Annotated in this window: 7 protein-coding genes; 2 read left to right on the plus strand and 5 right to left on the minus strand. The window is 74.5% G+C overall.

All coding sequences use genetic code 11. From position 1 onward, the window contains the following. The first annotated feature begins 50 nt into the window (after positions 1 to 50). Positions 51 to 7,109, plus strand: coding sequence for a CHAT domain-containing protein (locus tag WBK31_RS07165; RefSeq protein ID WP_406674510.1), 7,059 nt, complete (start codon positions 51 to 53; stop codon positions 7,107 to 7,109). 113 nt (positions 7,110 to 7,222) lie between these two features. Here the strand turns inward: WBK31_RS07165 and WBK31_RS07170 are convergent, their stop codons facing one another. From WBK31_RS07170 to WBK31_RS07190, 5 genes are all read right to left on the minus strand, one after another. Further along, positions 7,223 to 7,669: a hypothetical protein gene (locus WBK31_RS07170; RefSeq protein WP_406674511.1), complete on the minus strand. Its 447-nt coding sequence runs from the start codon at positions 7,667 to 7,669 to the stop codon at positions 7,223 to 7,225. A gap of 111 nt (positions 7,670 to 7,780) precedes the next feature. Further along, positions 7,781 to 8,329 carry a GNAT family N-acetyltransferase gene (locus tag WBK31_RS07175; RefSeq protein ID WP_406674512.1) on the minus strand — a complete coding sequence of 183 codons (549 nt, stop codon included), beginning with the start codon at positions 8,327 to 8,329 and terminating at the stop codon, positions 7,781 to 7,783. 43 nt (positions 8,330 to 8,372) lie between these two features. Further along, positions 8,373 to 9,080 (minus strand): hypothetical protein, encoded by a 708-nt coding sequence (locus WBK31_RS07180; protein WP_364066332.1) that lies wholly within the window; start codon positions 9,078 to 9,080, stop codon positions 8,373 to 8,375. A 162-nt stretch (positions 9,081 to 9,242) separates the two neighbouring features. After that, positions 9,243 to 10,175: an SPFH domain-containing protein gene (locus WBK31_RS07185; RefSeq protein WP_378784204.1), complete on the minus strand. Its 933-nt coding sequence runs from the start codon at positions 10,173 to 10,175 to the stop codon at positions 9,243 to 9,245. A 132-nt stretch (positions 10,176 to 10,307) separates the two neighbouring features. After that, on the minus strand, positions 10,308 to 11,639 hold the full coding sequence (locus WBK31_RS07190; RefSeq protein WP_378784201.1) for an MFS transporter: 1,332 nt from the start codon (positions 11,637 to 11,639) through the stop codon (positions 10,308 to 10,310). 103 nt (positions 11,640 to 11,742) lie between these two features. Between WBK31_RS07190 and WBK31_RS07195 the strand changes: the two genes are divergently transcribed. Then, positions 11,743 to 12,414 (plus strand): GntR family transcriptional regulator, encoded by a 672-nt coding sequence (locus WBK31_RS07195; RefSeq protein WP_364066325.1) that lies wholly within the window; start codon positions 11,743 to 11,745, stop codon positions 12,412 to 12,414.

Here is a 12,414-nt window from a genome sequence, read left to right on the forward strand (position 1 = left end):
TCCGGCCCGTCCGGCTGTACGCGGCGGCACGTCGATGAGAGTCTTTGCCCATGACCGATCCGGCCGGGGCGCTGGCAGCCCGCATCGAGCGGTTCGAGCAGGCCGCGGATCCCGAGCTGATCTGGGATCCCGAGGCGCTGTCCGAGGCCGAGCAGGCGATGCTGGCCTGCGCGGGAGACCGGTCCGACGCGGCCACCTGGCGGCTCATCGGCATGCTGCACCTGGCCCGCTACCGGCTCGACCCGCGCACCACCCGCGACGCCGCCGTGGCGGGCGCGTTCTTCGCCGCCGTCGCCGTCGCGGACCCCGGCAGGCTGCAGGAGAAGCTCCGTGGCACGAACCTCCCGCCCGGCGAGTCGGCGGGCACCTGGGCGGGGCTGGTCGAAGAGGTGTGCCGGCACGTCGACCCCGGCGCGTACCGGCATGTCGGGCTGCTCATCCACGCGCTGGTCCGCCGCGCGATGGCCGATCCGATCGCGGAGGTGTCCGAGCGGCTCGGCGAGTTCCTGCTGCAGGAGTCCGTACGATCGTCCGACCCGTCGTGGGCGCCCGGCGCGCTGGGGCCGCTCGGCGCCGGGCTGCTGCGCCTGTACGAGGCCACCGGCGAGCGCGAGGTCATCGACGACGCCGTCCACGTGCTGCTGCGGGCCGCGCTCGGGGAGCCCGCCTACACCCGCGACCTGGCCGCCGCGCTCGCCCTCGCCGCGCCCGGCGACGACGAGCTGGCCCGCGCGTACCTGGCGGCGGCCGAGTCCGGCGCTGGCGACCCCGACCGGTCGCGAGCGCTCCTTGAGCTGGTCGAGCTGACGCGGGCGCGCTCGGTCGCCTCCTGCGCCGACGACGACCTGCTCGCGTTCATCCGGGTCGGGCAGTGCGCGCTGGACTTCTGGCACGAGCGGTGGGCCCATCCGGGGGTGCTGGCGCCGTACGCGTCGGGCCTGATCGAGTGGTACGTCGTCACCGGCGACGAACGCTCGCTCGAAGCCGGCATGGAGATGCTCGACGCGCTGCGCGTCACCCCCGACGAGGACGTGCGCGAGCTGCCCGACCCGCTGGTCCGGCTCCGCCTGCTCGGCGACCGCCGGATGCGCCGCTACGACGTCACCGGCGACCCCGCCGACCTGGAGTCCGCCGTCGAGGCCAGGCGCGAGGCCGTCGGCCAGGTCCCCGACGGGCATCCCGCCAGGGCCGCGCTGCTCGCCTCGCTCGCCGGCGCCCTGCTCAGGCTGGCCGCCGCGACCGGCGGCGACCCCGCCGAGCCCATCGCCGCCGCCCGCGCCGCCCTGGCCGCCCACGGCGAACACGACCCCGCCAGGCCCGACGTGCTGCTGCTGCTCGGCCAGGCCCTGACGCTACGCCTCACGTCCTCGTCCGCTGGGCCCGCTCGGCCTGGCGAGCCCTTGTCTTCCGGCGCTTGCGACGGGCCCGCGCCTTCGGGTGGGGGCGCGTCTTCGAAGGGATTCGCTTCCTCCGGCGGGGCGGACTCTTCGGGTGCGCCGGCCTCTTCGGGCGGGCCGTCCTCTTCGAGTGGGCCGGCTCCTTCCGATGGCTCGTTGCCGTCGGCCGGTGACGCCGACGAGGCCATCGCGGCGTTACGCGAGGCGCTCGCAGCCGAGGAACGGCTCGCCGGGCGGGTCGAGGCGTACGGGCTGATGTCGGAGGTGCTGCGCTGGCGTGCCGCCCGAGCCGACGGCGACCGGCGCGCCGCCGACCTGCGCGAGGCCGTACAGGCCGCCCGGCGGGCCGTGGAACTGGCCGCGAAGGACGCGCGCGGCCAGGCCGGAGCACGGCGCGCGCTGGAGGAGGCGCTGCTGGCGCGCTACACCGCGTACGGCGACCCCCGCGACCTCACAGAAGCGCTGTCGCTGGAGGCCGAGCACCTCGCCCCGGCCCCCGCATCGGACGCGCCCAGGGACACCGCTGAGGCCACCGGCGGCGATGCCGCCCAGGACACCGCCGGGCCCGCCGGTGGAGCCACCGCGCCGGGCTCCGCCCGGGATGCCGCAGGAAGGCCCGCGCCGGAGAGCACACCCGGCTCGGCCCTTGAGGACGCCGACGACGCCGACGACAACGAGAACACCCTCGACGCCGTGCTGAAGAGCGTGGTGGACCGGGCGGCCGAGGTGGACGAGCAGCTTGCGGCCGCCGCGACCGAGCTGGCGCTGCGCACGCCGAGCGAGGATCGGGCGCTCACGCTGCTCCAGGTGGCCGAGCGGCGGGCGGCGAGCGCGGCCGAGCGCGGCGAGTTCCTCTCCGAGGCCGCGTCGCGGCTGACGGAGGCCGGGCGGACGGGCGTCGCAGGGCGCGTACTTGAGCGGGCGGCGCAGGCGTTCGAGGCGGCGGGTGAACGTTCGCGCGCCGCCGACGCGCTGACCCGGCTGGCACGGCTCTCCGCACCGGCCGCGCCGGAGCGGGCGTTGGCGGCGTACGAGCGGGCGGCCGCCGCACACCACGACCTCGGCGACCCCAGCGCGGAGGCGCGCGAGCTCACCGGCATGGGTCTGCTGCACCTCGCCTCCGGCGACCCCGCCCGCGCGGCCGAGCTCCATCTGCGGGCCGCCGCCCTGTGCGAGCAGGCCGGGCTGCCCGCCGACGAGGCCGTTCACCAGCGGCACGCCGCGCAGGCGCAGCTCGCCGCCGGAGACCCGGACGCCGCCGTCGCCTGCGCAGCGCGTGCCCGCGACCTGCACCACCACCTCGACGAACCCGTGCCCGCCGCGCTCGCCCTCGTCATCGCCGCCCGCGCGGCGCTCGACCAGGGCGACCTCACCGCCTCAGGCGAACGCATCACCGCCTGCGCCATCGAGCTGGAGGCCGCAGGGGCCTGGGAGGAGGCGTGCCGGGTGCTCGACGCGCACGCCGTCCTGCTCGCCGGACGCGGACACCCCGGGCAGGCCGCCGCCTGCGAGACCCGGCTCGTCGAGGTCGTACGTCGGCACGGGCTGCGGCGCGAGCCCGCCGACGAGTGGTACCGCATCGCCCAGCGCCGCCGCGCCCGGGGCGACGCCGCCGGTGCCCGGGTCGCCTTCGAGCTGGCCGGACGCGAGTACGACGCGCTCGGCAACCCCGACGGGGCCGCGTCCGTGCGCTACAACCTGGGCGTTCTGGCGTACGGGGAGGGCGAGGCCGGGCAGGCGATGGAGGCGTTCGGGGCGGCGGCCGAGACGTTCGCGCAGCTGGACGACCCGGTCAAGGAATCCATCGCGCTGACCATGCGGGCCGCCTGCCTGACCGCGCTCGGGTCGCCGGACGACGCCCTGATCGACCTCGACCGCGCCCTCGAAGCGGCGGGCTCGGATCGGTACGCGCTGCTCATCGCCACCCTCGGGCGCGCGGCCGCGGACGTCGAGCTGGGCGATCTCCAGCAGGCCCGGGAACGGCTCCGCGCGGCCCTCCCGCTCGCGGGTGACGACCGGGTGGCCGAGGGCGTCGTACGGGACCGGCTGGCCGCGCTGCACGGGCTCGCCGGTGAGCTCGACGCCCAGGTGCCGGACCTCGAGGCGGCGCTGTCCGCCTTCCGCGACGCCGGCCGGCCTTGGCTCGCCGCCCTCACCGCCGTCAAGCTGGGTTTCGCGCTGGAGGCCCGCGGCGAGCTCCGCCGTGCCCGCCACATCCTCGAAACCGCTCTCACCACCCTCCAGCCCGCCCCCACCACACCGCTGCCCGGCGAGGAGCTTTCTTTGAAGACGGCGGTGAGCGATCGGACGGCGGCACCTCAGGACCGATCGGTGGGCGCACAGGCGGCTGCCGCTGCAAGCGAAGCCCGGGTCGAGGAAGGCGCCGGCCCAGGCTCCGAGTCCGGCCGCGCCCCGATGGCCGACTCCGCGGAGCGTCCGGCGAGCCTCCCCTTCGGTGCGCAAGGGCCGGGCTCTGCCGGCTCCTCGCCGGATGGAGCCGCCGCCGACGCTCCCGGAGCCGGCCGGACCGGCAGGCTCCTGGGCGGGCCTGCCGGTGTTTCCGGGGCCGGTCGGGTCGGCGGGCCGTTGGGCGGGCCCGCCGGTGTTCCCGGGAGCGGCCGAGCCGGCGGGCAACGAGGCGGTTTCACCCGCGGCTTGACGGCTGTCCCCGGCGACCGCCACGCAGGCACGCCGACGAGCGGTCCAGCGGGCAGCACGGCGAGCGGCGGCGGTGCCGGGGGCGGCTCGGTGGGTGATGCTGCGGGCGGCTGGATGAGCGGCTCCGTCAGCAGCGGCTCCGTCAGCAGCGGCTCCGTCAGCAGCGGCGCCGTCAGCAGCGGCGCCGTCAGCAGCGGCGCCGTCAGCAGCGCCGCGGGCGGCCTTGCGGGCGGTTACGCGGGTGGGGCTTCGGGCGGCTCTGCGGGTGGGGCCGTGGAGGAGGCGCCGTTCGAGCTGATCGCCGTCATGCACACCGACCTCGACGCCGCGGCCCTGTCCCGCCTGGCCGCTCTCCACTTGACGCTCGGCGACCTCACCAGCGGCCGGGCCGCCCTCGCGTCCCTGCGTGCGGGCGGGCGCTGGGGTGACGCGGTCGCCCGGCTGGAGCTCTGGCTCCGGCTGGCGGAAGCGGAAGCAGCCGGCGACTTCGCCCAGGCCCGCGACCTCGCCACCCAAGCCCTCGCCGCCACACCGGGCACGCCTGCCGGCGGCGCCGCTTCGCCGGGTGCTTCCGGGGGCGACACAGCCGTGCTGAGTGCCTTTGAGGGCGTCGCAGCTGTGCCGGGTGCTTCTGAGAGTGTCACAGCTGTGCCGGGTGCCTTTGAGTGCGACGCAGCCGCGCCGAATGCCTCTGCGGGCGTCACAGCCGCGCCGGGTGCCTCTGCGGGCGACGGAGCCGCGTTGAGCGCGCTCACTGCGGCGGGGGAGCGGTCGTACTTGCTGGCCAGGCTCTCGTTCTACTGCCGGGCTCTCGGGGACCTGCCGGCCGCCTACGCGTACGCCGCCCAAGGGTGCGAGTTGGGCGACGAACGGGTCAGCGAGCACCTGCGGAACCTGGGGGCGGCGGCTCTGGAGCTGGGCCGGGTGGAGGAGGCGATCACGCACCTCGGCGCGGCGGCCGAGCGAGCTCGCGAGGCCTCGCCGATTCAGCTTGCCGGGTCTCTCGCGCTGCTGGGCGATGCGTGCAGTGACGCGGCACGGTGGTCGGAGGCCGCGCAGGCGTACGAGGAGGGGCTGGCCCTGACCGCGCCCGCCGTGTGGCGGCCGCTCCGCATCCCCCTCCTGGCCGGTCGCGCCGCCCTCCATCTCAGGCTCGGCGAACTGGACGCGGCCACCGCCCGCTACCGCGAGGCCATCGCGCTCGGCGAGGAGCTGGCCCGCCACGGCGGCCTCGCCACCGCGTACGCCGACCTGGCACTCGTACACGAGCTTCGCGGCGACCCGGCGGGAGCCCGTCCACTCGCCGAGCGTGCGCTCGACCTCGCACGCGCCCACAACGATGCCCGCGGCACCGTGCTCGCGCTGATCGCGCTCGCCCGCCTGGGCACCACCGAAGCCCGCAGGTGGCTGGAGGAGGCGGCGGAGCTGGCGCGGGAGGCCGGGTACCGGGCGGGAGAGGCGGTCGTGCAGCGGCACCTGGCGGCGCTCGACCTGGCCGAAGGTGCGCACGACCGGGCCCGCCACCGCCTCCGTACGGCCATCGACGTGCTGGCCGGCCTGGGCCACGACCTGGAGCTCCGCGAGGCGCACCACCTGAGCTCCGTCGCCGCCGAGCACCGAGGCGACCTCCCCGCGGCGCTGGACGACGCAGAACGCGCCTGCGCGCTCGGCCACGCCCCCGCACGCGACCGCGCGCTGCGCCTGGCCGTCAGCCTGGGACGGGGAGCCGCGGCGTGGACGTACGCCGAACAGGCCAGGCTCGCCGTCCTGGCCGCGCAGCTCGGCGACCGCCCCTGGCCGCCACCCCCCGGCGTCCCCACCGACCTCCTGCAAGCCGAAGACGAGGCTCTGACCGCCGTGAGCACGCTCACGTCGGCCGCCGCCCGCACCCGCGACCCGGACAGGGCCGCCCGCCTCGTCCAGCGTGCCCGCACGGCCCTGGCCGGCCTCGAAGGCGTCTGGCAGCGCATGCGGCCCTCGGCACCCCACCACGTCGCCTTACGCCGCCACGCCCGAAGCCCCCAGAAGCACGTGACCGGCCCGCTGAAACACGGGGCCGAAGGGCCGGTGGGGATGCTCGCCTTCCACCTGGACCAGGCCGCCGGCACCACCACCGTGCTGGCCCACCGTACGGGCTGGCCGGAGCCGCGCGCCTTCACCACAGACGTCGGCCGGGAGCTGCTCGACGACTTCCTGCACGCCACGTACGCCCCCAGACCCGGCCTCCTGGACATCGAGGCCCGCCGCCGCCGCGCCGACGCCTGGCGCCGCCTCGGAGACGGCCTGCTGGCCGACGCCCTGCCCGCCCTGGACGGTCAGGCCGGCGACCTCGCCAGGCTGCACCTGCTGCCCGGCGCGGGCTGGCACGGCGTCCCGCTGCACGCGCTCGCACTCTCGGGCGGTCGCCCGCTCATCGAGCGCTGCCCCGTCACCTACGACACCGTCACGAGCGCGGACGGCGGGGCACCGGCGCGGCGCGGCGCGCCCCTGGTGGTCGGCTTCAGCACGGACGGCGGCGAGCGCCCGGCGGTGGAGGAGTCGGGGGCGCTGCTCGGCACGCTCCCCGTCACCGGCAGGGACGCCGTCTCGGCCCGCCTGCCCGGCGTCCGGCCCGTGCTGCACCTGGCCACCCCGGTGGTGCTGGACGAGCGGGACCCGTTCGGCTCGGGCGTCCGGCTGGCCGACGGCCTGCTCACCGCCCGCCACCTGATGACCATGAACGTGGCGGCGGACCTCGTCATGCTCACCCCGCACACCGCGACGGTCATGACCGGCACGGCAACGGCCGTGGCCGCGCTGGCGCACGCCTTCCTGCGCGCGGGGGCGCGCCGGGTGCTGCTCACGCTGTGGCCGGTCGCCCCGGAGATCACCGCCGCCCTCGTGCGCGACCTGCTCTCACGGGTGCGCACCGGCGACGACCCTGCCGAGGCACTGCGCGCCGCCGTGCTGGGGCTGCGCGAGCTCTACGGCCCCGCCGAGCCCGACCTGTGGGCGTCGTACGTGCTCATCGGCCCGCCGGACGGCCCGCCCATCCGCCTGACCGGCCCAAGGTGACCGAAGCCACGTGGCCGGGCGCGAGGTGACCGAGCCACGCCGTGCGTGACCGAAACCGCATGACCTGCCGTGAGGTGATCGAAGCCCCGCGCCCCGGCACGAGGCGACCCGGGCTAGAGGTAGGACCGGGTGGCGCTGGCCAGCTCGACCGCCCCGTCGCGGGTGTCGACGTAGATCGCGGTCTCCGGGGTGCGCTCGCGCACGTCCTGGTCGCGGATCGCGAACACGGCGGGCGGCACGCCCACGTCGCCGTACCGCGCGGTGACGGCGGCCCCGATCGCCCGCCGCACGTCGGACACCACCTCGCGCGACCCCTGCCCGGCGCCGGAGGCCGCGAGGTAGCCGAGCATGCCGGCGAAGCGCAGCTCGGTCTCGGCCGGCGGCCGCTGCCCCGGCAGCACGGGACGGTCGAGCCAGAACACGTTGCCCGCCAGGAACGCGGGATAGCCGTCGCCGAGCGTGCGCGCGGTCTCGGCGAGCAGCTCGCCGAACTCGGCCAGGTCCGCCCCGGGCGGCAGGTCCGTGGTGACGAACAGGGGCACGATCAGCGAGTCGAGCATGTGACTATCCCTCCGTGAGGTGCCTCATCGTAGGATGCCCGACCGACAATCCCAGCGCCCGCAACTCCGCGCGGGCTTGACCCGGCGGCGGTGGAACGCGGGGAATGAGGATCAGCGCTCGACCCACTCGTCTTCGAGCGCGGAGTGCACGATGGAGTCGCGCCAGCCCTGCGGCGTGCGCAGGTGGTGGCGGATGCGGCCCTCCTCGACCATGCCGGCGGTGAGCATGGCGAGCTGGGCGGGCAGGTTGGCGGGGGAGCGGGCGCCCCAGATACGGTGCAGGCCGAGCCGCCCGAACCCGAACGACAGCAGCAGGCGCACGAGGTCGGTGCCGATGCCGCGCCCCCACTGCCCGGGATGGAGGCCGAACCCGATCTCGGCGCTGTGCGGCAGCTCGGCCTCGATGCGCAGCCGCGCGACCCCGACCACGTCGCGGTGCCGGGCGTCGAGCACGGCGAGCAGATAGAGCAGGCGCGGCTCGGCCGCGGCGGCCTTCACGGCCTCGTCGACGAGGCCGGCCACCTCCTGGAGGGCGAGCGGCCCGAAGGGCATGTGCTGGGTGGCCGCGGGGTCGCCGTAGACGCCGTGGAGAGCGGCGACGTCCGCCTCCGTGACCTCACGGAGGCAGACGCGTTCGCCTTCGCAGACCACGCGGCGCATGCGCCGACGGTAACGCGAGTCCCGTGATCTTCACAAGCCCTTGTCAAGAGGCGAGTTGACTACCGTAAGCCCTTGCGACAAGTTCTGCGACGGCGCTGTGCGAGCCCAGCGGCTCGGCGTGACCGGCGTTGACCGCCGCCGCGGCCTGCTCGACCAGCGAGCGCGGCGCCTCGTGGCCGATCATGCAGGGCGCGATGGCCAGCCGCTCCGCGCCCGCGGCGCGCAGCCGCTGGGCCGCGACCGGCACACCGGGCTCGGCGTCCAGCGCCGCGGCGACCACCGGCAGCGTGAGCCTGGACGCGAGCAGCACCGCGGTCGCCTGCACGGCGTGCACGGCGCGTTCTCCGCCCACGGTGCCGAGGATCACGGCGTCGACGGGGCTGGAGACGTTGAGCAGGCGCACCCGGTCGGCTCTGGCCAGGCCGCGCTCGGCGAGCCGGATGTGCAGAGCCTCGGCGAGCAGCGGGTGCGGGCCGAGCGCGGGGGTGACGGCGGCGCTGGATCCGGCGGCGGCGACGGCCTTGCCGATCTCCGCGAGTACGACCGGATCATCCCAGGTGAGCAGCGGTACGACGACGGCGTCGCGGCCGGAGGGCAGGGAGTCTGCCAGGTCGCTCACGCTCGTCAGGAGCACCTCGATCTGGGGGTTGTCGACGCGTACCACGGCCGCGATCTCCTCGGCCACGCCTTCCGTCGGGCCCGGGGTGGCGAGCACGAGCACGGGGGCGTCGGGCGGCAAGGACGTAGGCACGGGACGGCGGTGACGACCACCGCCCGGCCGGCGGGAACGTTCTCGTACAGGCAGGCTCACAGGCGGGCAGTTTATGCGCATTCCGAAACGGTTGTTCGGTGAATCGATGGCGATACGGTCACAACCCCGTTGACATGGGCCCGATCCTGGTCCGCAGAGCACTCAGCGGGACGGTATGACGACCGACTGCGGGTTGCCGGGGGCGTAGACGGTGATGCCCTGCGGCAGCGCCTTCAGCTTCTCGATCTCGGCGCAGGATGGGCACTTGTCGTAGCCGTCCTGGCGCGCCTTGTTCGCCTTGGCCTCCGCTTCGGCCTGGGCCACCTTCGCCTCCGCCTCGGAGACGGCCACCATGGCCGCGAGCGACTCGTTCACCGCCTGCTGCACCTCGCCGGGCAGCGTCACATGCGCCAGCGTGAAGCGCATGTCGGTGAAGAACTCGCCGCCGAGCGTGGCGGGCAGGTCGCGGGCCAGGGAGGCGTTGACCGCGTCCTGCACCCGCACGATGGCGGTGTTGCCGTCCTGCGGCTTGAGCGTGGCGTTCTCCAGCAGCCCGCAGGAGGGCACCAGCTCGGCGCAGCGCAGGGAGCCGATCTGGCTGCGCAGCGCGTTGTCGATCACGGGGCGGACGGCCTGGCCGAAGAAGGCGGACCAGCCCGCGTCGCCGTCCCACGCGTGGAGCGATTGGTCGTTCTGGGCACGGTAGGTGCGGGTGCCGTACTTGTCGTCGAACGTTTTCAGCGTCTCGTGGTCGAGGTTGAGCGTGAAGTAGAAGGTGCCCTCGATGCCGAGGTTCACGCCGTCGCTGCTCGGCACCGTCACCACGTCCACGCCCAGCGCCGTGGCCCGCTTGGCGTCCGCGGTGATCGTGTAGAAGCGCTGCTGGGCCGGATAGGAGTGGACGGAGGACCACAGGCCGGTCCAGGTCAGCCCCGACCCGGGGTCGATGACCTGGCGGACCCGGTTGTCATCGAGCGGGCCTCCGTCGCGGACGACGGCCACCTCGCCGCCGTCCGTGCTCCTCAAGCCCAGCACGCTCCCGACGAGCAGCGGGAACACGATGAGTGCTGTGATGACGGCTAAGGCGGTTCTCATGGGGCCCCTTCCCGCGGGCGGCGTCGGCAGCCGCCGCCCGCTGCTTCCGCGGCATTTCCTGCGATGGTGCTCCGTGGTGCTGCTCGTCGTGCTTCGTGGTGTTTCGTGTCTGGTACGTGCCCCGGCCGGCCGTCAGGCGAACGGCCCCACCGGCCGGGCCTTAGGGGCGCCCTCGTCCTCGGGCACGGCGACCAGGTCGAGGTCGCGGGTCTCGGGAGCGATGGCCAGGCCCACGGCGGTCACGGCCAGGGCGACGACCACGTACGCGGAGACCGCGATCGTGGACTGGAACGACTCGTACAGCTGCAGGGCGATGATCGGGGCGAGCGCGCCGCCGACGACGCCCGCCACCTGGTAGCCCATGGAGGCGCCGCTGTAGCGCAGCCGCGTGCTGAACAGCTCGGCGATGAACGCGGCCTGCGGGCCGTACATCGCGGCGTGGGTCACCAGCGCCACCACGGCGGCCAGCGCGATCAGCGGGAACGAGCCGGTGTCGAGCAGCGGGAAGAAGGCGAACACCCACACCGCCGCGCCGACCACGCCGGCCAGGTAGACCGGGCGGCGGCCGTACCGGTCGGACAGGGCGCCCGCCAGCGGGATCAGCACGAGCTGCAGGGCCGAGCCGATGAGCACGGCGTTCAGCGCGTACGAGCGCGGCAGCTCCAGCGTCCCGGTGATGTAGACGATGATGTACGCGGTGAACGTGTAGAACGCGACGTCCACCCCGATACGCGCGGTGAAGGCCGACAGCAGCGCCCTCGGGTGCGTCCGCAGCACCTCGAGCAGCGGCATCTTGGCCTTCGCGCCCCGCTGCTCGACCTCGGCGAAGAGCGGCGACTCGGTGATCTTCAGCCGGACCCACATGCCGACGAAGACCAGCGCGCCCGACAGCAGGAACGGCACCCGCCACCCCCACGACAGGAACGCCGCGTCCGACATCGTGAACGACATGATCGTCAGCAGGCCGGTGGCCAGCACGTAACCGGCGGGCACGCCGACCTGCGGCCAGCTCGCGTTGAAGCCCCGACGGCGGCCGTCGCCGTGCTCCAGCGACATGATGACCGCGCCGCCCCACTCGCCGCCGAGACCCAGCCCCTGCACGAACCGCAGCAGCGCGAGCAGGATCGGCGCCAGCACGCCGACGGCGGCGTAGCCGGGCAGCACGCCGATGAGGAACGTCGAGACGCCCATCATCAGGAGCGTCACCACCAGCACGGTCTTGCGGCCGACCCGGTCGCCGAAGTGGCCGAACACCACCCCGCCGAGCGGCCTGGCGACGAACGCGACCGCGTTGGTGGTCAGCGAGGCCAGGACCGCCGTGAACGGATCGAGCGACGGGAAGAACAGCTTGGGGAAGACCAGGGTCGCCGCGGTGGTGTACAGGAAGAAGTCGTACCACTCCAGCGACGTGCCGATCAGGCTGGCGAGGATCACCCGCCGGGTCTGTTGCGTGGAGCCTGACATCGGATCGCTCCTTGAATCGATTGGGGGATAGTCTTCAACGTAAGGATCGTTCAACAATTCGACAAGAGGTTTGCTCCATGATTATCTGTTGAATGTGGATAACGTGGTCGCTGATCTCTCTCAGGACCGGCCCCGCCTGGGACGCAGCAGCACGGCCGAGCGGGTGGCCGACATCCTGCGTGACCGCATCAGCGAGGGCTTCTTCCAGCCCGGCCAGCGGCTGTCGGAGGAGTCGATCTCCGAGGCGCTCGGCGTCTCGCGCAACACGCTGCGCGAGGCGTTCCGGCTGCTCGGCCACGAGCGGCTGCTGGAGCACCGGCTCAACAGGGGCGTGTTCGTCCGCCTGCCGTCCGCCGAGGACGTCTCCGACCTCTATCGCGTGCGCCGCGTGCTCGAAGGCGCCGCCGTGCGCCGCCCGCCGTCCGACCACGCGCTGGCCCTGATCAAGGAGGCTTTGCAGGACGCCGAGCGCGCCGCCGCGGAGGACGACTGGCAGGGCGTCGGCACCGCCAACATCCGCTTCCACCAGGCGCTGGTCTCGCTCAACGAGAGCCCCAGGATCGACGAGGCGATGCGCCAGCTCTTCGCCGAGCTGCGGCTCGTCTTCCACGTCATGGAGAACCCGCGCGCCTTCCACGAGCCGTTCATCGAGCGCAACCACGCGCTGCTCGGGCTCATCGAGTCGGGCAAGCCCGACGAGGCCGCCGCCTATCTCGACGACTACCTCGACCATGCGGAACGCCTGCTGATCCACGCCTACGAGCCCACTCGGTAA

Source organism: Nonomuraea sp. N2-4H (assembly GCF_045291505.1).
GTDB classification, from domain to species: domain Bacteria; phylum Actinomycetota; class Actinomycetes; order Streptosporangiales; family Streptosporangiaceae; genus Nonomuraea; species Nonomuraea fastidiosa.